The organism is Pseudomonas sp. GL-B-12, from assembly GCF_019955895.1.
Lineage (GTDB): Bacteria > Pseudomonadota > Gammaproteobacteria > Pseudomonadales > Pseudomonadaceae > Aquipseudomonas.
In genome coordinates, this window is sequence record NZ_JAHBCX010000077.1 from 124,302 (window position 1) to 144,432 (window position 20,131).

Below are 20,131 nucleotides of genomic sequence, written 5' to 3' on the forward strand. Positions count from 1 at the left end.
CTCTATCGCGAGCAGGCTCACTCCTACAGAGGATTTGTGTGTGTCTTGAGGTTTTTCTCAAGGCAAAAAAAACGCCCCGAACCAGTCGGGGCGTTTTCTTGTGCGGCGTTATGGCGGGGTATTACTTACCCTGCCAGCGCTTCAGTACCAGGGTGGCGTTGGTGCCACCGAAACCGAAGCTGTTGCTCATCACGGTGTTGATGGTGGCGTTTTCGCGGGTCTTGGTCAGCACCGGCAGGTCGGCCACTTCAGGGTCGAGCTCGTCGATGTTGGCGGAGCCGGCAATGAAGTTGCCTTCCATCATCAGCATGCAGTAGATCGCTTCGTGAACGCCGGCGGCGCCCAGGGAGTGACCCGACAGGCTCTTGGTGGAGCTGATGGCCGGAGCCTTGTCGCCGAACACTTCACGCACACCTTTCATTTCCGCGACGTCGCCGACCGGGGTCGAAGTGCCGTGGGTGTTCAGGTAGTCGATCGGGGTATCGACGGTGGACAGCGCCTGCTGCATGCAGCGGATCGCGCCTTCGCCGCTCGGGGCGACCATGTCGTAGCCGTCGGAGGTCGCGCCGTAGCCGACGATTTCCGCGTAGATCTTCGCGCCGCGGGCCAGAGCGTGTTCCAGCTCTTCAACCACGACCATGCCGCCACCGCCGGCGATGACGAAACCGTCACGGTCAGCGTCGTAGGCACGGGAGGCTTTTTCCGGGGTGTCGTTGCGCTTGCTGGACAGGGCGCCCATGGCGTCGAACAGGAACGACTGGCTCCAGTGCTCTTCTTCACCGCCGCCGGCGAAGACGATGTCCTGCTTGCCCATCTGGATCTGTTCCATGGCGGAACCGATGCAGTGAGCACTGGTGGCGCAGGCAGAGGCGATGGAGTAGTTCAGGCCCTTGATCTTGAACGGAGTGGCCAGGCAAGCGGAAACGGTGCTGCTCATGGTCCGCGTTACGCGGTATGGGCCGACGCGCTTGACGCCTTTCTCGCGCAGGATGTCCAGCGCTTCCATCTGGTTCAGGGTCGATGCGCCACCGGAACCGGCGATCAGGCCGGTACGCGGGTTGGAAACCTGTTCTTCGGTCAGACCCGAGTCGGTGATGGCGTCTTTCATGGCCAGGTAGGCATAAGCTGCCGCGTGGCCGACGAAGCGATAGATCTTGCGATCGATCAGTTCTTCAAGGTTGAGGTCAATGGAGCCGGAAACCTGGCTACGCAGACCCATTTCGGCATATTCCGGGTTGAACCGGATGCCAGGGCGGCTTGCACGCAGGTTAGCGGAGACGGTCTCTTTGTCATTGCCCAGGCAAGAAACGATGCCCAGACCAGTGATAACGACGCGGCGCATGCGGATAACCCTTAGAAGTTGTCAGTGGAGGTGAATACGCCGACCCGGAGGCCTTCGGCGGTGTAGATTTCGCGACCGTCGACAGTCACCGAACCGTCGGCAATGGCCAGGTTCAGCTTGCCCTTGAGGACGCGCTTGATATGAATGTTATAGGTGACTTTCTTGGCCGTCGGCAGGACCTGGCCGAAGAATTTCACTTCGCCCGAACCCAGCGCACGGCCACGGCCCGGCAGGCCTTGCCAGCCCAGGAAGAAACCGACCAGTTGCCACATGGCGTCGAGGCCCAGGCAGCCCGGCATCACCGGATCGCCTTCGAAATGGCAGGCGAAGAACCACAGGTCCGGATTGATATCCAGCTCGGCGACCAATTCACCTTTGCCGTACTTGCCACCTTCTTCGCTGATCAGGGTGATGCGGTCAACCATCAGCATGTTCGGGGCGGGCAATTGCGCGTTACCAGAGCCGAACAGCTCACCGCGACTGCAGCGCAGCAGGTCTTCCCGGGTAAAGGCGTTTTGTTTGGTCATGCGAGCTCCTCAATAGTCCCATGCGGCAGGTGGGGCAAATCTTCCCGGCCGATCGAAGCGTTCATGCCTCGAACCGGCAGCCTACTCATAGACTATTGCGTTGTGGTGAAAGTCACAGCACCAAGGACATGAATGTACACTTGTGCACTGAAATTATTATTCAAGCCCCTTTTCGGGCTTGTTCGGGTGCCTAAGACTGCCGCACTTTCGCCTTTCACGCCAGTCGCAGATGCTCGAAAGGCCTGTACTACTGCACCCATCGCTGCAGAATTTGCTGCAGATCAGTCCGTTTGAACGGCTTGGCCAGGTAATCGTTCATCCCCGCCGACAGACAGGCTTCGCGATCACCCTGCAAAGCGTTGGCGGTCAGGGCGATGATCGGCAGGTCGGTACACCCGGGTAGCTTGCGGATTTGTCGGGTGGCTGCATAGCCATCGATGATCGGCAAGCGGCAATCCATCAGGATCGCTTCGAAAATCAGGCTCTCGGCACTGCGTACCGCCTGCGCGCCGTCGGCGGCGACACTGACCTTGAAACCCAGGCTGCGCAACATGGCTTCGATGACTGTCTGGTTGACCGGGTTGTCTTCGACCAGCAGCACATTGCGCCCTTCGCCGCTGCTGTTGCCGGTTTGCGTGCGCGGGGGCAACAGTGGCTGCGCCTGCTGGTGCAGCGCCAGGGGAATTTCCAGAGTGAATACCGAACCGCGGCCTTCCTCACTCTGCGCGCGCAAGGTGCCACCCATGCGTTCGGCGAGGGTACGGGCAATCGGCAGGCCCAGCCCCGTGCCGCCGTAGCGCCTTGAAATGGAGCTGTCGGCCTGCTGGAAAGCGTTGAACATCAATTCCAGGCTTTGCGCCGGGATACCGATGCCACTGTCGCGCACGGTGCAGGTGAACCACAGCAACTCGTGGTCCAGCGACTGCCACTGCGCCTCGATGGTGACGCGGCCATGTTCGGTGAACTTCAGCGCATTGCCGATCAGGTTGACCAGTATCTGCCGGATACGCGTCGGGTCGCCCTTGACCTGCAGTCCGCGCATGTCATCGGGGATCATCAGTTGCAGGTCGAGACCGCGTTGTGCGGCGCTGTGCTGGAATGACTGGGCGCAACTGCCGATCAGTTCGACGAGGTTGAACGCAATGTGCTCCAGTTCCAGCTCCGAACGTTCGATCCGCGAGAAATCCAGGATGTCGTTGATGACCTTGAGCAAGTGCTCGGTGGATTCCGAGGCCAGCGCCGCGTACTCCAACTGTTCCTCGGTCATGTCGGTGGTTTCCAGCAACTGCAGCATGCCCAGTACGCCATTCATTGGCGTGCGCAGTTCATGGCTCATCATGGCGAGGAAGTCGGATTTGGCATTGTTGGCCTTTTCCGCTTCTTCGCGGGTCTGGATCAACTGCGCCATGGCCTGATGCTGTTCGCGGCTGGCCTGCTCGAGACCGCTGGCGAGGTTGTTGATGTGTTGCGACAGCGCCCCCAGCTCGGTGTCGTCAACAATCGGCAGCGGTGTTTTGTAGTCGCCGTTCTGGATCGCCTTGACCGCATTGCCGATATCACGGATCGGTCGCGACAGGCTGCCCGCCAGACGCCGGGCCACGAAGAAGGTAAACAGCAGGGCAAACAGTGCCAGAATGGCGGCTTTGAGCACGATTTCCTGCTGGCGCCGGCTGAAGGCATCGTTGGACAGCCCGACGATCACCCGGCCGAGATAGTCTTCGGTGGGGGCCGCGCTGGCGGTTTTGCTGCTCTGGAAAAAATCGTTGTGCAACGCGATGCGCTGGAGCCGTATCGGTGCCTGGAACACTTCGAGCTGTTGCGCGCGATTGTGGTGTTCGCTCGGTTGTTCGACGTACACCAGAACCCGGCTGGCACTGTCCTGGATTTCCAGAAAGCTCACGTTGGGCGTGGCCAGCGTGGCCTTGAGCAAAGTTTCGAGCACTTCGATGTTGCCCGAAATCACTCCGTACTCGGTGGCCGGAGCCAGTTGATTGGCGATCAATTGGCCGGTGTGGGTGATTTCCTGGCGCAGATCCTGGATGCGCACGAACGTGAAGAAGCTGATCAGCAACAAGGTCAGCAGCAGAGCAGGGCCGAGGCTGATGAGTTGGGTGCGAGTGTTGATGTCCCAGCGACGGCGCAGGTTCATGGGCGGCGTTCTCCTTCTGCCAGCAGTGTGGCGACTGACGCGTCGTTTATCTCTTCGATACCCAATGAACGCGCCACCTGCGGATTGCTCGCGACTTTGAATCGATGGGGATAGTGCGTGCGCGGCCAGGTGGCCGGTGGCCGGTCGAGCAATTCGTCGAGGATCGCCAGCCAGTCGCTCTGATCGCTGTAGGTGCTAGCCAGGCTTCCGGCCTTGACGAAACCTGCGTTGGGTCCGATCAGCGCCATTTGCCGTGAGTAGCTGCTCAGCAGCAGGTTCTTTGCGGTTTGCGGGTTGTACAGGTCGGCATCGTCCAGGCCCAGCAACACGTCGCTGTTATTCAGCAGGGCCTGTAATGGACGACTGTCATGAATGTTGTCCCAGCGCTGGGTGACCACTTCCAGACCCAAGGGGAGGGCGGCCTGACGCAGCTCATTCAAGAGGAATTCACTGTGGGTGTCGTAGAGCACGCCGATGCGTTTGGCTTGGGGCAACAGGGTGCGGGTCAGGCGCAATTGGCGGTCCAGTGGTGGATCGCTCCATAGCAGGGAAAGACGCGCAGGCAGGGTGTTGTTCAAGCGATGCCGGGCTTGCAGGCGGCTGATGCGCAACACCAGTGTCGCCGGGCCCTGGGCGTTTTGCAGGCGCCAGTCGAGGCTGGGCAGGTCGAGGAGTATCAAGCGGATGTTTTCTGGCAGTTTGTCCGGTATCGGCAAACTGGCCAGTGTCTGGAATCGTACGGTATCGCGCGGGCGCAACTCGCTCAGGGCCTGGGTAAACGCCCGCACACCGGGGCTGTCTTCGGCCCCCGTGAGCAAAATGTCGGCCGCGTTACTCGCCAGGCTGCCCAGCAGGCCGCTTAGCAACAGGCAAAGTCCTGCCAGCAGCCGGCCCAGGGTCGGCATTCTGCAGGCTGGACGATACGGCATCTTAAAGCTCCAGCTCTGTGCTGAAATACATCACGCGGCGCTGGTCATAATTATTGTCGATGAAGGTGGTTGGCTGATTGTCCAGCCGTTGCTGGAGCACTCCGGCCAGTTCCAGGCTGGCCTTGCCCAAGGCGATACGTTTGGCGAGGCGCGCATCGACCCGTTCGAAGCGGTAGCCGTTGAGTGTGTCATCGCCATAATAGAAAAGCGCACTGTTCCAGCCTTGGCCCCAATCCCGCAGCCATCCGGCCGAACCACTGTTGCTTGCAGTCTGTCTGGCATCCAGCGGGTTGCTGGCGTCGGCATCGACGTAGGCATAGATCAATCGCAGGCGATCGAGGCTGCCGACACGCCAGTCGAGTTGGGTTTCGGCTCCCGTAAAACGCGCTTTGTTGGCGTTGCTGGCGATGTACTGATTGTTGCGCAGGGGTTCACTGATCATGCCGGTGATTTCGTCGTCGAACAGCTTCACGTCGAGCGCCAGCCCAGGTTCGGGAAAATAACCGTTGTAGCCCAGCTCCCGGGAGCGCATGCGCTCTTGATCGAGGTCGCCGGGGCCACGGGTCTTGACGAAATAGCGGGCGCTGGACTGGCCAAAGGCACCGGGTCTGAGGTTGGTGACCTGATAACTCCAGTTGACGTTGTTCTCGAACATGTCCGGCGAACGGATGGCCTCGGAGTAAACCGCACGCAGGCCGTGGCGCGGATTGATCAGGTAGTTGACCGCCATGCGGGGTGTCAGCGAGCTGCCGGTCAACCGGCTGTCCTCGAACATGGCACCGCCTTGCAGCAGCCAGTGTTCGGTGGCACGCCACTCGAACTGGCCGAACGCCCGCCAGATCGTGTCATCTAGAGTGCCATTGAAGTAGGTCTCGGAATCCGCCCGGTCGTAACGATAGTTCATCCCGCTGACCAGCCGCAGGTTATCGGCAAGGCTCAGGGTGTCCTGCAGTTCGAGGTCGTAGCGCGATTCCCGGGTGCTCTGGTCGATGTCGCCGCAAACGGTCTGGCTCGCGCCGTTGCGCCATTGATCGAGCACCTGGTTGGCCAGCGTCTGCTCGGCGGGTGTGCCGGCCGGCGCACCAGGACCGATGAAACGCGTGATGTTGCGGGCCAGGCGCTCGGTGTAGTTCGGGTTCAATTGCCAGAGTTCGGTCAGTTGCGGGCTGAACGAAATTTCTGCGTCGCAGGCGCGCCAGGTTTGCTGGCGATCCCAGTGTTGCGCCGAACCCTGGATATAAAGGCTGTGGTCGGGATTGACGTCCAGATTCCAGCGCAATGACCCGGCGTAGTCCTTGGCGGTGACGTCAGAATTGTCACCCGCACGGGTAATCCCCGAGAACACCGGGCGGTAGGTATAGGGTCGCTGGTTGGTGCCGTCCTTGGCATTCAATTGCCAATCGAGGCTTTGCCGTTCGTCAAGGCTCTGGCTGACGGCGAGGTTAAAGCGATCGAGGCGACGACTGTCATGGTAGTCCGCGCCGGTTCGGTCGGTGTCGAAGCCATCGTCTTGCTGGCCAGACAGGGACAGGCGCAAGTCACCATCCTCCCAGCCCGTGCCCTGGCTGGCGTAAAAGTCGTTGATGCCGCGCTGGCCCTGGGTGACCTTCACGCGCGTACCGTGACTGTCGGCCGGCCGCAGGGTAATGATGTTGACCACCGCCATCAGGGCATTGGCGCCGTAGCTGACAGTATTCGGCCCGCGAAAGACTTCGATGCGCTCGATGTCTTCCATGGCCACCGGAATGTCGCTCCAGTCGACGGTGGCCAGGCCGGCGCGATACACCGAGCGCCCGTCGATCAGCACTTGCATGCGCCGCGCTTGCGTCGCGTTGGTGCCGTGGTAGTTCACCGCCGCCTGGTTGCCACTGATGTTGCCAACCATCATCCCCGGCACCAGGCGCAGCAGTTCGCTGATGTCGCGGGCACCGCTGGCATGGATCAGGGCGCTGTCGATCACCGTCATGCTTCCCGGCACGGCCGCCGGCGACTGCTTCAGGCGCGTGGCGGTGAGCACTTGCGGCAGCGGTTCGCTGTCCAGGAACAAGTCGTCGGCCAGCACTGGCGAGCTGAAAATCAGCGCCAGTACCAGAGGCGAATGCGGTGAAGGGGAGCCCGGAGACACAACACATCCCTGTCAGTGATTGATGGCGCGCATGTTAACCGAGCTGAGTGACTTTTCCATTCACGATGTCTGCATTTTCCTCGGTTTTATTGGTCTTCTTCCTACGGGTGCAGGTATTTGATGCCGGGGCTGGCCGCCGATGGGCTGCCCCGTATAATGCTGACATCGCCACTGGTATGGATTAACGGATTGCATATGACTGAACAGCGCCCGATTGCGGTCCTGGGAGGCGGAAGTTTTGGAACCGCCGTGGCTAATCTGCTGGCCGAGAACGGGCATCAGGTTCTTCAGTGGATGCGTGACCCCGAACAGGCCGAGGCCATTCGGGTCAATCGCGAGAACCCGCGTTACCTCAAAGGCATCAAGATTCTGCCCGGCGTCACGCCGGTCACCGACCTGCAAGCCACCCTGGACGCCTGCGACCTGTGTTTCGTCGCATTGCCCTCCAGCGCGCTGCGCTCGGTGCTGGTGCCGCACGCAGAACGCTTGACCGGCAAATTGCTGGTCAGCCTGACCAAAGGCATCGAAGCCCACACGTTCAAGTTGATGAGCGAGATCCTCGAAGAGATCGCCCCGCAGGCGCGCATCGGCGTCCTGTCCGGGCCTAACCTTGCCCGTGAAATCGCCGAACATGCACTGACTGCCACGGTGGTTGCCAGTGAAGACGAAGAGCTCTGCCAGCAGGTTCAGGCCGCACTGCACGGCCGTACCTTTCGTGTGTACGCCAGCGCCGACCGTTTCGGCGTGGAGTTGGGCGGGGCGTTGAAAAACGTCTACGCGATCATCGCCGGCATGGCGGTGGCGCTGGGCATGGGCGAAAATACCAAGAGCATGCTGATCACCCGGGCATTGGCGGAAATGACCCGCTTTGCGGTGAATCAGGGCGCCAACCCGATGACCTTCCTGGGGCTGGCGGGCGTGGGCGATCTGATCGTGACCTGTTCGTCACCCAAGAGCCGCAACTATCAGGTCGGCTTCGCCCTCGGCCAGGGCCTGAGCCTGGACGAGGCCGTCACACGCCTGGGCGAAGTCGCCGAAGGGGTCAACACCCTTAAGGTGCTCAAGGCCAAGGCTCAGGAGGTTGGCGTGTACATGCCGCTGGTCGCCGGGCTGCACGCGATCCTGTTCGAAGGCCGCACGCTGGAGCAGGTCATCGCTCTGTTAATGCGTGGCGAGCCGAAAACCGACGTCGACTTTATTTCCACCAGTGGTTTCAACTAATCACGCTTACCAGAAAAGCAGGGAGTTGCGCATGAACGATCCAAAAGTAGAAGCCAAGTACGAGTCCATCCTGCTGCGGGTGCTGTGGATGATCGTCTTCGTGCTGGTGTGGCAAGTGGCGCAGTTCATCCTCGGCGCTGTCGTGCTGGTGCAGTTGATCTATCGTTTGTTCTATGGCGCCCCAAGCGCCAGCTTGATGAATTTCGGCGACAGCCTGAGCCAGTTTCTGGCGCAGATCGGTCGTTTCGGCAGCTTTCACAGCGACCAGAAGCCCTGGCCGTTCGCCGACTGGCCGACGCCGCGTACACCGGAAGGTGAGGCGCCGCATGTCGTGGCACCGGCACCGCATCCGGCCCGAGATGAGGAACCCAAGCTATGAAACTCTGGGTATTGCGTCATGGTGAAGCCGAGCCTTACGGCACGCGACCCGATTCCGAACGGGCACTGACCGACCACGGCCGCAAGGAGGTGTTGAGCAGCGCGGCGCGGTTGATGGGCCAGCCGCTGACGGCGATCTATGCCAGCCCCTACCTGCGTGCACAGCAGACGGCGCAACTGGTCCGCGAGGCGTTGGGCTTCGAGCCCGAGATCCGCACCGTAGATTGGCTGACCCCGGAAACCGACCCGGACAAAGTGGCCGAGCAACTGGTATCGGTGAGCAACGTCCTTTTGGTCAGCCACAACCCGCTGGTAGGGCATTTGTTGAGTTACCTGCAACATGGTGCCGGGCATCCGCCGGAAAAAGTCAGCACCGCCGGGTTGGCCGAACTCAAGGGCGATGAGTTGCTGATCGGGTCGATGAAGCTCGACAGCATCAAGCACCCTTAACACCGCTTTTCTGTGGGCGCGTGGCTTGCCCGCGAAGGCGTCGACTCGGTTTACCTGATAAACCGCGGCGCCTGCATCGCGGGCAAGCCACGCTCCCACAGGTACGTCATAAACCGAAAAGTTTTGTATGAAATAGTCAACCAAGCACTTGCTTGGTTGGCTACGCTTGCTCCAGACCAAAATCACAGGAGCGAGTCGCATGTCTGCTGCTTTTCGTTTGCCACTGGACGTTTTCTACGAGCGTGAGGCCCGTCATCCCCGTCAGCGCTTTCTGGTCCAGCCTGTCGGAGGCGGCCAGGTCGAGACCTTGACCTGGGCGGACGTCGGCCACCAGGCCCGTTGCGCGGCCCATTGGTTGCGAGCGCGGGAACTGCCGCAGGGCAGCCATATCGCCCTGATCTCGAAGAACTGTGCGCACTGGATCATTGCCGACCTGGCGATCTGGATGGCCGGGCATGTGTCGGTGCCGTTATACCCCAACCTCACCGCCGAGACCGTTGCCCAGGTACTCGAACATTCGGAAGCGGCGCTGGCATTCATCGGCAAGCTCGACGACTGGCCGGGCATGTCCCGTGGCATCAGCCCTGACCTGCCGACCATCAGCCTGCCGCTGCATCCGTCGGGTACGTTCGATTTCAGCTGGGCCGACTTGCAACTCAGCTCGCCGATCCAGGACGATCCGAAACCTGCCGCCGATCAACTGGCGACCATCATTTACACGTCCGGCACCACGGGCATGCCAAAGGGCGTAATGCACAGCTTCGGCAATCTGGGGTTCGCCACCACACGCGGCACTGCGTTGTTCGGCCTCAACGAGTCGGACCGGTTGTTGTCCTACCTGCCTCTGTGCCACGTTGCCGAGCGGATGTTCGTCGAACTGGCGTCGATCTATACCGGCCAAACGGTGTTTTTCGCCGAGAGCCTGGATACCTTCCTCACCGATCTGCAGCGTGCGCGCCCGACCGCACTGTTTGGCGTGCCGCGTATCTGGACCAAATTCCAGATGGGTGTGTACAGCAAGATCCCGGCAAAACGTCTCGACTTTCTGCTCGGCCTGCCGATCATCGGCAAACGGGTCGGGCATAAAGTCCTCGCCGGGTTGGGGCTGGATGCGTTGCGCATCGCGTTGTCCGGCGCAGCTCCGGTGCCGCAGACCTTGTTGCAGTGGTACCGCAAACTGGGACTGGATGTGCTGGAGGTCTATGGCATGACCGAGAGTTGCGGTTACTCCCACATTTGCACACCGGGCCAGAACAAACCGGGCTGGATTGGCAAACCGTGCCCGGAAGTCGAAGTGCGGATCGCCGAGACGGGGGAGGTCATGGTGCGCAGTGGTGCGACCATGCTCGGGTATTACAAGGAACCGCAAAAAACCGCCGACACCATTACCGAGGACGGCTTCCTGCGCACCGGCGACAAGGGCGAGGAGGACGCCGAAGGCAATCTGCGCCTGACCGGGCGCCTGAAGGAAATCTTCAAGACCAGCAAAGGCAAATACGTGGCTCCGGCACCGATTGAAAATCGCCTGGCCGTGCATTCGCGCATCGAACAGGTCTGCGTGGTGGGCGATGGCTTGAGTGCGCCGCTGGGTTTGTGCGTGTTGTCGGCGGTCGGCCAGCAGGATGCCGGCGGGGCCGCGCGCGCCGGCCTGCATTCGAGCCTGGAAAAACTGCTGGAAGAGGTCAATGCTGCCCTCGACAAACATGAACAACTGCGGCGCCTGGTGGTGGTCAAGGACAGTTGGGCCGTGGAAAACGGCTTTCTCACCCCGACCCTGAAGATCAAGCGCAACGTGATCGAAGCGGCCTACGGTGAGCGCTTTGAGGAATGGAGCGAGCGCAGCGAAGCGGTGCTGTGGCAGGATTGATTCAGCAACAAAACCAACAAGGAAACCCTGCGATGAGCCTGTGGCGCACCACTCCCAACATCGAGCAGTTGAACGCAATCCAGAAAAACACCATTGGCGAAGTGCTGGACATCCGTTTCGAAGCCTTCGACGACGAGTCCCTGACCGCCAGCATGGTCGTCGATCACCGCACCCATCAGCCCTACGGCTTGCTGCATGGCGGTGCCTCGGTGGTGCTGGCCGAATCGGTCGGCTCAATGGCCAGCTACCTGTGCATCGATGCCAGCAAGTTCTATTGCGTGGGCCTGGAAATCAACGCCAACCATTTGCGCGGCCTGCGCAGCGGGCGGGTGACGGCGGTGGCCAAGCCGATCCACATCGGCCGCACGACCCATGTCTGGGACATTCGGCTGACCAGCGATGAAGGCAAGGCCAGTTGCGTGTCGCGACTGACCATGGCGGTGGTGCCGTTGGGGGAGAATCCGCCGGCACGTTGAACCAAAGCCATAGCTTTGACCGGACTGTCATCATTCCTGTCAGTTACGGTCATTGCTGTAGGACGCGGTCTTGCGGACAATCAACGCCTGTTCACGCTCATGGAATTGCAGGTATGTCGCAACAGATCTTTTTCGCCCACGCCAATGGTTTTCCTTCGGGAACCTACGGCAAGTTGTTTGCGGCGCTGGCACCCGAGTTTCAGGTGACACATCTGGAGCAGCACGCCCACGATCCGCGTTTCCCGGCGGACGACAACTGGTACAACCTGGTGGATGAGCTGATCCATCACCTGCAACAACAGGCTGAGCCTGTGTGGGGCGTCGGTCATTCCTTCGGTGGCGTGTTGCACCTGCATGCGGCCCTGCGCTGCCCCGAGTTGTATCGCGGGGTGGTGATGCTCGACTCGCCTGTACTGACTCGAACCGACCAATGGGTCATACGGGCGGCCAAACGCTTCGGTTTCATCGACCGCTTGACGCCGGCCGGGCGTACTTTGGGCCGCCGTGAAGAGTTCGCCGACCAGGAAAGCGCCCGAAAGTATTTCGCCGGCAAAACCCTGTTTCGCGGCTTCGACCCGGAATGCTTCGATGCCTACCTGCAACATGGCTTGCATCAGGTCGGCGACAAGCTGCGCCTGCGGTTCGACCCGGCCACGGAAATCAGCATCTATCGCGGCGTGCCGCACACCAGCCCGGGCAGCACCCGGCAGTTGCAAGTACCGCTGGCGGTGGTTCGCGGTCACAACAGCCGCGTTGTGATGCGCCATCACGCCAGTTCGGTCGACCGCCTGCCGCTGGGCGAGTCGTTGACCATGCCCGGCGGCCACATGTTTCCGCTCGAACGCCCCCTTGATACCGCTGACATGCTCAAAGGCCTGTTCTACCGCTGGGACGGCCGTCGTCAACAGGATTGCGCATGAACCACGTCGTCGAAGAGGTCCGCCTGAGCCTGCCGCACATCGAACTGGCGGCGCACCTGTTCGGTCCCGAAGACGGTTTGCCGGTGATTGCCCTGCATGGCTGGCTGGACAACGCCAACAGCTTTGCCCGTCTGGCACCCAAACTCAAAGGCCTGCGCATCATCGCACTGGACATGGCCGGTCACGGTCATTCCGGGCATCGCCCGCCGGGAGCCGGTTACGCCATGTGGGACTATGCCCACGATGTGCTGCAAGTCGCCGAACAGCTTGGACTGCGCAAATTTGCGTTGATGGGGCATTCGATGGGCGCCATTGCTTCGTTGATCATCGCCGGGTCGATGCCCGAACGGGTCACCCACCTGGCGTTGATCGACGGCATCATTCCTCCTACAGACAAAGGTGAAAACGCTGCCGAGCGCATGGGCATGGCCCTGCAAGCGCAACTGGATCTGCGGGAAAAGCGCAAACCGGTCTACGACACCCTCGACCGTGCCATCGAAGCGCGAATGAAGGGCCTGGTGGCGGTCAGCCGCGAGGCCGCTGAACTGCTGGCACAGCGTGGTCTGATGCCGGTGCCGGGCGGTTACACCTGGCGCACCGACAATCGACTCACACTGCCATCGCCGCTACGTCTTACAACTGAACAGGCCATGGCCTTCGTCCAGCGGATCAAGTGTCCTGCAACACTGGTGGTTGCCGCCGACGGCATGCTCGCCAAACACCCGGAATTGCTGGAGCGTCTACCCTTTAGCCGGGAACAGCTGCCAGGCGGCCACCATTTGCACCTGAATGACGAGTCCGGTGCCGATCTTGTCGCAGACTGTTTCAATCGGTTTTTCGCCATTCCTTGACTTGCGCCGGGCAACTGTCGAGGCTTGGTGGGTTGAAAAGGGAGACAACCATGATAGATCTCTACACCGCTGCGACCCCGAATGGCCACAAGGTCTCTATCGTGCTCGAGGAACTCGGCCTGCCTTACACGGTGCATGCCTTGAGTTTCGACAAAAAGGAGCAGAAGTCCGCGGACTTCCTCAAGATCAACCCCAATGGCCGGATTCCGGCGATTGTCGACCGCGCCAACGGCGATTTCGCCGTGTTCGAATCTGGCGCCATCCTGATTTACCTCGCTGAACAGACCGGCAAACTGATGCCTTCCGATCCGAAGGGACGTTCGCTGGTATTGCAGTGGCTGATGTTCCAGATGGGGGGCATCGGCCCGATGCAGGGTCAGGCCAACGTGTTCTTCCGCTACTTTCCGGAAAAACTCCAGGGCGCCATCGACCGCTACCAGCATGAAACCCGCCGCCTCTACGAAGTGCTCGACACTCGGTTGCAAAGCGTGGAGTTCCTCGCCGATCAGTACAGCATTGCCGACATCGCCACCTTTCCCTGGGTGCGCGGTTATGAGTGGTCGGGCGTCTCGGTGGAGGGCTTGACGGCGCTGCAACGCTGGATGGCAACCCTGGAGGTCCGGCCGGCTGTGCAGCGTGGTCTGCAGGTACCGATACGCGCCGATGAAGCCAGTATTATCAAGGGCGCCCAGGCCATGCTGATCCGATGAGTCTATCCATGCGTTCATTCAGTTTGCTGGTGCTGTGCAGTTTCAGTCCCTTGTTATTCGCCGCTGATATTCCGGGCAGTCAGGACCTGCCGATAGTGCCGCGCATGACCGACGCCCAGATTGTCGACTATCGCCCCGCCGTCGAGCTGGAGCGGATCTACCCGTTGGGCTCGATCCGTAAAATCAGTGGCCAGTTACGTTTCGACGGCCAGGTCAGTGCGCGCGGCAACGTCACTTCGGTGACCTACGAGTTGCCACCGGAGCATTCATCCATCGAGGCGTTCACCGCTGCCCGCGAGGCCTTGCAGCAGCAGGACGCCGGGTTGCTCTTTTGGTGCCAGGCGCGCGATTGCGGCGAAAGCAGCCTCTGGGCCAATGAAGTCTTCGGTAACGCCAAGCTGTACGGCGCCGACGATCAACAAGCCTATTTGCTGCTGCGACTTGCCGCTCCACGGGACAACACGCTGGTAGCGCTGTACAGCATCACCCGGGGTAATCGCAAAGCCTACTTGCATGTCGAGCAGTTCGACGCTTCGGCACCGCTGGGCGAGTTGTTGCCGACCTCCGCGACCTTGCTGCGTGAACTCAAGAGCACCGGCGAGCTCGATTTTCCCACGTTGAACAGCGCACCTGACGAGACCTGGCTACGCCTGATTTCTCGCGGACTGAATCTGGACACCACCTTGAGGGTCAGCATTTCCGGAGCTAACGCCGAAGCCTGGCGTCAGGCACTGATTAGCCAGGGCGTGCGTGCCGCGCGGATGGAAACCGGCAGTGCCGAGGGCTCTGGCCTGCACATCGAGCTATTGCGCTAGGCTGTACCGGGCGAACGTGCATGCTGCGTTCGCCTACTCTTTTGCTGACTGACTTTTTCGAGACTTTTGATGATCAATAACGATCGCCTGTTGGTGCAGATCCTGCTCGTGGTGTTGTTCGGCGCGAGCTTCTGGGTGATGGCGCCGTTCTGGTCGGCGATGTTCTGGGGCGCGGTCCTGGCATTTGCCAGTTGGCCGCTGATGCGCTTGTTGACCCGTTGGCTCAATGGTCGTGAGTCGCTGGCGGCGGCATTGCTGACGCTGGGCTGGATGGTGCTGGTAGCGGCACCGCTGGTGTGGCTGGGTTTCAACCTTGCCGATCATGTGCGCGATGCCACGGCATTCATCAAGGATGCGCAGGTCGAGGGGCTACCCGAAGCACCGGTGTGGCTGGGTTCGATTCCTTTTGTGGGCGAGCGGCTGGTAGGCATCTGGAACAGCATCGATGAGCAGGGCGCGGCGATGATGGTGTCGCTCAAGCCTTACCTGGGACAGGTGGGTAACTGGTTGCTGGCGCGCAGCGCGCAGATCGGCGGCGGTATTCTCGAGCTGACCCTGAGCATCGTCTTCGTGTTCTTTTTCTATCGTGACGGGCCGCGTCTGGCGGCGTTTGTACACACGTTGCTGGAGCGGCTGATCGGTCAGCGGGCCGGCTACTACATTGAACTGGTAGCGGGCACGGTACAGCGGGTGGTGAACGGTGTGATCGGCACGGCGGCGGCCCAGGCGATCCTGGCGCTGATCGGGTTCCTGATTGCCGGCGTACCGGGTGCGCTGGTGCTTGGCATCGTGACGTTCATGCTCAGCCTGATCCCGATGGGCCCGCCGCTGGTGTGGATTCCGGCGACCGCGTGGCTGGCCTGGAAAGGCGAGTACGGGATGGCCATATTCCTCGGCATCTGGGGCACATTCGTCATCAGCGGTGTCGACAACGTGCTCAAGCCGTACCTGATCAGCCGCGGCGGTAATCTGCCGCTGGTCATTGTGCTGCTTGGGGTGTTTGGCGGGTTGATTGCCTTTGGCTTTATCGGCCTGTTCATTGGCCCGACATTGCTGGCGGTGGCCTACAGCCTGTTGATCGACTGGAGCAAGACTCAGGCGCGGGTTGAAGATCGCCGGCCCTGAAGTTCCAGTGTCCGTAGCCCACTGAACCCCTGAGGGTCAGTGGGCTTTTTGTTGCGGCACAGGGCCTCATCGCTAGCAGGCTCACTCCCACAAAGGGCTGGTGTGGCTTTCAGGTGCGCGGCAGGCGAATCACCGCCGTCAGGCCGCCGCCCGGGGTTTCTTCCAGTGTCAGTTGCCCGCCCATTCGTTGCGCGGCCTCGCGGGCAATGGTCATGCCCAGGCCAACGCCGCCGGAATTGCGATTGCGCGAGCCTTCAAGGCGAAAGAAGGGTTCGAACACCGCTTCGCGTTGTTCAGCGGCGATGCCCGGGCCATGATCGATGACCCGAATCACCAGTTGTTCACGATGGTCTTGCAGGGTAATCAGCGCCTGTCCGGCGTAGCGCAGGGCATTGTCCATCAGGTTGTTGATGCAAGAGCGCAAGGCCATCGGCTGCACCTGCAAGGGAGCGCAGTGACCGCTGGCCTGGACGTTCGCACCCTGGTCCTGGGCATTTTCACTCAGGGACTCCACCAACGCCTGCACGTCCATCCACTGCGGGGCTTCGCTGGTGCGCTGTTCATGCAGGTAGGTGAGGGTGGCGTCGAGCATGCTGATCATGTCGTCGAGATCCTGGCGCATCTGGCCTTGCAGCTTGTCGTCGTCGATTTTCTCCAGCCGCAGCTTGAGCCGCGACAGCGGCGTGCGCAGGTCGTGGGACACGGCGCCGAGCATGCGCGAGCGCTGCTTGACCTGTTCCAGGATGCGGCGCTGCATTTTGTTGAACGTGTGCGCCGCTTGCCGCGCTTCCCGTGGTCCCGACTCATCCAGTGGCGGGCTGTCGAGGTCTTCGCTCAAGCGCTCGGCCGCGTCGCTCAGGCGCTGGATCGGCCGGCTCAGCAGCTTGGCGCCGTACCAGGCGGCAATGATCAGCGAGACCAATTGAAACGTCAGGGGCACCAACGGACCGCCAAACCACGGTCGAGGCGGCCGTTTCTCGAAACGTGGGTCTAGTGGCGGGTGTGGCCCGTCCAGGCCTTCGGAAAACTCCGGTGGAGGCGGCGGTGGCGGCGGGCCGTAATGGTGAAACCAGGCAAAGGCCAGCAGGTGCGCGAGGATAATCGCCAGCAACAGCACGCCAAACAGGCGGCCGAACAGCGTATCGAAGCGCCCGCGCATCAGCCTATGTCTCGGGCATCGAACAGGTAACCCTCACCGCGAACGGTCTTGATCAACTGCGGAGCCTTGGGGTCGTCGCCGAGCTTCTGGCGCAGGCGCGACACCAGCAGGTCGATGCTGCGGTCAAAGGCTTCGATCGAGCGACCGCGAGCGGCGTCCAGCAGTTGTTCCCGGCTGAGCACGCGGCGCGGACGTTCGATAAACACCCAGAGCAGGCGGAATTCGGCGTTGGACAGCGGCACCACCAGGCCATCGTCAGCAATCAGTTGCCGCAGCACGCTGTTCAGGCGCCAATTGTCGAAACGAATGTTCGCCCGCTGTTCGCTGCGGTCATCGCGTACCCGACGCAGGATGGTCTGGATCCGCGCTACCAGTTCGCGGGGCTCGAACGGCTTGGCCATGTAGTCGTCGGCGCCGAGTTCGAGGCCGATGATCCGGTCGGTGGGTTCGCAACGGGCGGTGAGCATCAGGATCGGGATGTCCGACTCGGCGCGCAGCCAGCGGCACAGCGACAGACCGTCTTCACCGGGCAGCATCAGGTCGAGCACCACCACGTCGAAATGCTCCGCCTGCATCGCCAGGCGCATCGCGGCGCCATCGGTGACGCCGCTGGCGTGGATGTTGAACCGGGCCAGGTAGTCGATCATCAATTCGCGGATCGGGACGTCATCGTCGACGATCAGGGCGCGAATGCTCCAGCGTTTGTCGTCACCAGGCGTTTTTTGGTCATCGTTCACGGGTGCTTGGGTGTTGTGCATGCGTGCGTTCATCTGCCAGGTAGGCTGCCAACCACAAAGATAGGCTGCGAGGTTGTGGTTCCAGCATAGGCGTCCGGCCCGGAGGCGGGAAGTGCTGTTGTAGGGACCTGTTGCGGTTGCCGAGGGTAGCGGGCCAGGGTGTTGCGGGCGTGTCGTGTGTGTATCGAACTCGACACAATGGCCTCAAGGGCTAGTCTTGCCTGAGCCGTCGCGACGATTTACCGATCATCGGGTCCCGCAGCGGCGCTGGTTCCGCTACAATGCGCGCCGATTTCGACTTGCCTGAGAGCCCACTCATGTCCGCCTGCCAGACTCCTATCATCGTCGCCCTGGATTTCCCTACCCGTGACGCCGCACTGAAGCTGGCCGATCAGTTGGACCCGAAGCTGTGCCGGGTCAAAGTCGGCAAGGAACTGTTCACCAGCTGCGCCTCGGAAATCGTCGGCACTCTGCGCGATAAGGGTTTCGAAGTGTTCCTGGACCTCAAGTTCCACGACATCCCGAACACCACCGCGATGGCCGTCAAGGCGGCTGCGGAAATGGGCGTGTGGATGGTCAACGTGCATTGCTCCGGCGGCCTGCGCATGATGGCTGCGTGCCGTGAAGTGCTGGATCAGCGCACTGGTCCTAAACCACTGCTGATCGGCGTGACCGTGCTTACCAGCATGGAGCGTGAAGATCTGGCAGGCATCGGTCTGGACATCGAGCCCCAGGAGCAGGTGCTGCGCCTGGCCGCCCTGGCGGAAAAAGCCGGGATGGATGGCCTGGTGTGCTCGGCCCTGGAAGCCCAGGCGCTGAAAGCGGCGCACCCGTCGCTGCAACTGGTGACCCCGGGGATTCGTCCGGCGGGCAGCGCCCAGGACGATCAGCGCCGCATTCTGACGCCGCGTCAGGCGCTGGATGCCGGTTCCGACTATCTGGTGATCGGCCGTCCGATCAGCCAGGCGGCGGATCCGGCGAAAGCGCTGGCCGACGTCGTGGCCGAACTCGCCTGATCAAACACCACACAACCCAATGTGGGAGCGGGCTTGCTCGCGAAGAGGGCGTGTCAGTCGACGAAGATGTTGTCTGGCACACCGCATTCGCGAGCAAGTCGGATCGCCGCACCGCCGCTCCCACAGTTGTTTTGGGGGGGGTTCAAATAACGGGTCAGACCTTCAACACCAACTTCCCGAAATTCTCGCCGCTGAACAATTTCATCAGCGTCTCCGGGAAGGTCTCCAGTCCTTCGACGATGTCTTCCTTGCTCTTGAGCTGCCCCTTGGCCATCCAGCCGGCCATTTCCTGGGCGGCGCTGGCGTATTGGGCGGCGTAGTCCATCACCACAAAACCTTCCATGCGCGCACGGTTGACCAGCAGTGACAGGTAGTTGGCCGGCCCCTTGACCGCTTCCTTGTTGTTGTACTGGCTGATGGCACCGCAAATCACCACCCGTGCCTTCATGTTCAGGCGGCTCAACACCGCGTCGAGAATGTCGCCACCCACGTTATCGAAATACACGTCGACGCCTTTCGGGCACTCGCGCTTGAGACCAGCGAGGACGTCTTCGCTCTTGTAGTCGATAGCACCATCGAAACCCAGTTCATCGATCAGGAACTTGCACTTGTCGGCGCCGCCGGCGATGCCAACCACCCTGCAGCCTTTGATCTTGGCGATCTGCCCGGCAATGCTGCCCACGGCGCCGGCTGCGCCCGACAGCACCACGGTGTCACCGGCCTTCGGAGCGCCGACGTCGAGCAGGGCGAAGTACGCCGTCATCCCGGTCATGCCCAGTGCGGACAAGTAACGTGGCAGCGGTGCCAGTTTCGGATCGACCTTGTAGAAGCCTCGCGGCTCGCCGAGGAAGAAATCCTGCACGCCCAGGGCGCCGTTGACGTAATCCCCGACCGCGAACCCCGGGTTGTTCGACGCAATGACTTTGCCCACACCCAAGGCGCGCATGACTTCACCGAGCCCGACCGGCGGGATGTAGGACTTGCCCTCGTTCATCCAGCCACGCATGGCCGGGTCCAGGGACAGGTATTCGTTTTGAACCAGGATCTGACCCGCCGCCGGTTCGCCGACCGGTATTTCCTGGTAGGTGAATGTCTCACGGGTCGCCGCGCCAACCGGACGTTTGGCGAGCAGGAATTGGCGATTGGTCTGGGAGGTCATGGCAGGCACTCAAGATGAATGAAGCTTTGTTGATAGCCGGTCAGCGACGATGCCGCAAGTTCGGCTGATGCGGCGAATGCAGGTTGATCCAGTGCAGTGATAGTTGGTACGAGAGTTCCATCACTGCAACTCATGGGCGCCCAACCGGAGCCTTGATAGTGCTGCCGTGTTCAAG

Annotated in this window: 19 protein-coding genes; 11 read left to right on the top strand and 8 right to left on the bottom strand. The window is 61.3% G+C overall.

Going from position 1 to position 20,131, the window contains the following annotated elements; translation table 11 throughout:
- Positions 1–121: 121 nt before the first annotated feature.
- The 5 genes from fabB to KGA85_RS29130 all read right to left on the bottom strand — a co-directional run bounded on the left by fabB (position 122) and on the right by KGA85_RS29130 (position 7,072).
- Entirely contained in the window at positions 122–1,342 is a 1,221-nt protein-coding gene (gene fabB / locus KGA85_RS29110) for a beta-ketoacyl-ACP synthase I (protein ID WP_223456120.1), read from the bottom strand.
- 11 nt (positions 1,343–1,353) lie between these two features.
- Positions 1,354–1,869, bottom strand: a complete 516-nt coding sequence (gene fabA / locus KGA85_RS29115) for a 3-hydroxyacyl-[acyl-carrier-protein] dehydratase FabA (RefSeq protein ID WP_223456121.1) — start codon at positions 1,867–1,869, stop codon at positions 1,354–1,356.
- 247 nt (positions 1,870–2,116) lie between these two features.
- Positions 2,117–4,018 carry an ATP-binding protein gene (locus KGA85_RS29120; RefSeq protein WP_223543581.1) on the bottom strand — a complete coding sequence of 634 codons (1,902 nt, stop codon included), beginning with the start codon at positions 4,016–4,018 and terminating at the stop codon, positions 2,117–2,119.
- Positions 4,015–4,947 (bottom strand): ABC transporter substrate-binding protein, encoded by a 933-nt coding sequence (locus KGA85_RS29125; RefSeq protein WP_223456123.1) that lies wholly within the window; start codon positions 4,945–4,947, stop codon positions 4,015–4,017. Before KGA85_RS29125 ends, KGA85_RS29120 begins: the two co-directional genes overlap by 4 nt.
- Position 4,948: 1 nt before the next feature.
- Positions 4,949–7,072 carry a TonB-dependent receptor plug domain-containing protein gene (locus KGA85_RS29130; RefSeq protein ID WP_223543582.1) on the bottom strand — a complete coding sequence of 708 codons (2,124 nt, stop codon included), beginning with the start codon at positions 7,070–7,072 and terminating at the stop codon, positions 4,949–4,951.
- A gap of 195 nt (positions 7,073–7,267) precedes the next feature.
- Here KGA85_RS29130 and KGA85_RS29135 point away from each other — a divergent pair, with 195 nt between their 5' ends.
- From KGA85_RS29135 to KGA85_RS29180, 10 genes are all read left to right on the top strand, one after another.
- Complete coding sequence (locus KGA85_RS29135; RefSeq protein ID WP_033063470.1) at positions 7,268–8,293, top strand: NAD(P)H-dependent glycerol-3-phosphate dehydrogenase; 1,026 nt, start codon at positions 7,268–7,270, stop codon at positions 8,291–8,293.
- 31 nt (positions 8,294–8,324) lie between these two features.
- Positions 8,325–8,672 carry a DUF4389 domain-containing protein gene (locus KGA85_RS29140; RefSeq protein WP_007974561.1) on the top strand — a complete coding sequence of 116 codons (348 nt, stop codon included), beginning with the start codon at positions 8,325–8,327 and terminating at the stop codon, positions 8,670–8,672.
- On the top strand, positions 8,669–9,121 hold the full coding sequence (gene sixA / locus KGA85_RS29145) for a phosphohistidine phosphatase SixA (protein WP_223456125.1): 453 nt from the start codon (positions 8,669–8,671) through the stop codon (positions 9,119–9,121). The genes KGA85_RS29140 and sixA overlap by 4 nt, the downstream gene beginning before the upstream one ends.
- Before the next feature lie 199 nt (positions 9,122–9,320).
- A complete protein-coding gene (locus KGA85_RS29150) occupies positions 9,321–10,988 on the top strand; it encodes an AMP-binding protein (RefSeq protein WP_223456126.1) in 1,668 nt (555 codons plus the stop codon).
- A 32-nt stretch (positions 10,989–11,020) separates the two neighbouring features.
- Complete coding sequence (locus tag KGA85_RS29155) at positions 11,021–11,464, top strand: hotdog fold thioesterase (RefSeq protein WP_008003274.1); 444 nt, start codon at positions 11,021–11,023, stop codon at positions 11,462–11,464.
- A 113-nt stretch (positions 11,465–11,577) separates the two neighbouring features.
- The gene (locus tag KGA85_RS29160; protein WP_223456132.1) at positions 11,578–12,384 is read left to right on the top strand and encodes an alpha/beta fold hydrolase; all 807 of its coding nucleotides are present in this window, start codon (positions 11,578–11,580) and stop codon (positions 12,382–12,384) included.
- On the top strand, positions 12,381–13,235 hold the full coding sequence (locus KGA85_RS29165; RefSeq protein WP_150726143.1) for an alpha/beta hydrolase: 855 nt from the start codon (positions 12,381–12,383) through the stop codon (positions 13,233–13,235). Before KGA85_RS29160 ends, KGA85_RS29165 begins: the two co-directional genes overlap by 4 nt.
- Positions 13,236–13,285: 50 nt before the next feature.
- Positions 13,286–13,945, top strand: coding sequence for a glutathione S-transferase family protein (locus KGA85_RS29170; protein ID WP_223543583.1), 660 nt, complete (start codon positions 13,286–13,288; stop codon positions 13,943–13,945).
- An 8-nt stretch (positions 13,946–13,953) separates the two neighbouring features.
- Positions 13,954–14,760: a DUF4892 domain-containing protein gene (locus tag KGA85_RS29175; RefSeq protein ID WP_223456134.1), complete on the top strand. Its 807-nt coding sequence runs from the start codon at positions 13,954–13,956 to the stop codon at positions 14,758–14,760.
- Positions 14,761–14,829: 69 nt separating this feature from the next.
- Positions 14,830–15,885, top strand: coding sequence for an AI-2E family transporter (locus tag KGA85_RS29180; RefSeq protein WP_223456135.1), 1,056 nt, complete (start codon positions 14,830–14,832; stop codon positions 15,883–15,885).
- Between the two features lie 109 nt (positions 15,886–15,994).
- On the opposite strand, the gene KGA85_RS29185 is transcribed toward KGA85_RS29180, so the two are convergent.
- Complete coding sequence (locus KGA85_RS29185; protein WP_223534340.1) at positions 15,995–17,044, bottom strand: sensor histidine kinase; 1,050 nt, start codon at positions 17,042–17,044, stop codon at positions 15,995–15,997.
- Positions 17,044–17,802, bottom strand: a complete 759-nt coding sequence (locus tag KGA85_RS29190; RefSeq protein ID WP_150754032.1) for a response regulator — start codon at positions 17,800–17,802, stop codon at positions 17,044–17,046. Before KGA85_RS29190 ends, KGA85_RS29185 begins: the two co-directional genes overlap by 1 nt.
- Positions 17,803–18,098: 296 nt before the next feature.
- On the opposite strand from KGA85_RS29190, the gene pyrF reads away from it, so the two are divergent.
- The gene (gene pyrF, locus KGA85_RS29195) at positions 18,099–18,797 is read left to right on the top strand and encodes an orotidine-5'-phosphate decarboxylase (protein WP_223456137.1); all 699 of its coding nucleotides are present in this window, start codon (positions 18,099–18,101) and stop codon (positions 18,795–18,797) included.
- Positions 18,798–18,951: 154 nt separating this feature from the next.
- On the opposite strand, the gene KGA85_RS29200 is transcribed toward pyrF, so the two are convergent.
- The gene (locus KGA85_RS29200; protein WP_223533594.1) at positions 18,952–19,956 is read right to left on the bottom strand and encodes an NADP-dependent oxidoreductase; all 1,005 of its coding nucleotides are present in this window, start codon (positions 19,954–19,956) and stop codon (positions 18,952–18,954) included.
- Between the last annotated feature and the right edge of the window lie 175 nt (positions 19,957–20,131).

Bases quoted from the DNA above. Each gene is read 5' to 3' on its own strand.
- KGA85_RS29125 (WP_223456123.1), bottom strand. From the start codon at position 4,947: ATGCCGTATCGTCCAGCCTGCAGAATGCCGACCCTGGGCCGGCTGCTG.
- KGA85_RS29165 (WP_150726143.1), top strand. From the start codon at position 12,381: ATGAACCACGTCGTCGAAGAGGTCCGCCTGAGCCTGCCGCACATCGAA.
- KGA85_RS29170 (WP_223543583.1), top strand. From the start codon at position 13,286: ATGATAGATCTCTACACCGCTGCGACCCCGAATGGCCACAAGGTCTCT.
- KGA85_RS29120 (WP_223543581.1), bottom strand. From the start codon at position 4,018: ATGAACCTGCGCCGTCGCTGGGACATCAACACTCGCACCCAACTCATC.
- KGA85_RS29160 (WP_223456132.1), top strand. From the start codon at position 11,578: ATGTCGCAACAGATCTTTTTCGCCCACGCCAATGGTTTTCCTTCGGGA.
- KGA85_RS29180 (WP_223456135.1), top strand. From the start codon at position 14,830: ATGATCAATAACGATCGCCTGTTGGTGCAGATCCTGCTCGTGGTGTTG.
- KGA85_RS29200 (WP_223533594.1), bottom strand. From the start codon at position 19,956: ATGACCTCCCAGACCAATCGCCAATTCCTGCTCGCCAAACGTCCGGTT.
- KGA85_RS29140 (WP_007974561.1), top strand. From the start codon at position 8,325: ATGAACGATCCAAAAGTAGAAGCCAAGTACGAGTCCATCCTGCTGCGG.
- KGA85_RS29135 (WP_033063470.1), top strand. From the start codon at position 7,268: ATGACTGAACAGCGCCCGATTGCGGTCCTGGGAGGCGGAAGTTTTGGA.
- KGA85_RS29150 (WP_223456126.1), top strand. From the start codon at position 9,321: ATGTCTGCTGCTTTTCGTTTGCCACTGGACGTTTTCTACGAGCGTGAG.
- KGA85_RS29190 (WP_150754032.1), bottom strand. From the start codon at position 17,802: ATGCACAACACCCAAGCACCCGTGAACGATGACCAAAAAACGCCTGGT.
- KGA85_RS29175 (WP_223456134.1), top strand. From the start codon at position 13,954: ATGCGTTCATTCAGTTTGCTGGTGCTGTGCAGTTTCAGTCCCTTGTTA.
- KGA85_RS29155 (WP_008003274.1), top strand. From the start codon at position 11,021: ATGAGCCTGTGGCGCACCACTCCCAACATCGAGCAGTTGAACGCAATC.
- fabB (WP_223456120.1), bottom strand. From the start codon at position 1,342: ATGCGCCGCGTCGTTATCACTGGTCTGGGCATCGTTTCTTGCCTGGGC.
- fabA (WP_223456121.1), bottom strand. From the start codon at position 1,869: ATGACCAAACAAAACGCCTTTACCCGGGAAGACCTGCTGCGCTGCAGT.
- pyrF (WP_223456137.1), top strand. From the start codon at position 18,099: ATGTCCGCCTGCCAGACTCCTATCATCGTCGCCCTGGATTTCCCTACC.
- KGA85_RS29185 (WP_223534340.1), bottom strand. From the start codon at position 17,044: ATGCGCGGGCGCTTCGATACGCTGTTCGGCCGCCTGTTTGGCGTGCTG.
- sixA (WP_223456125.1), top strand. From the start codon at position 8,669: ATGAAACTCTGGGTATTGCGTCATGGTGAAGCCGAGCCTTACGGCACG.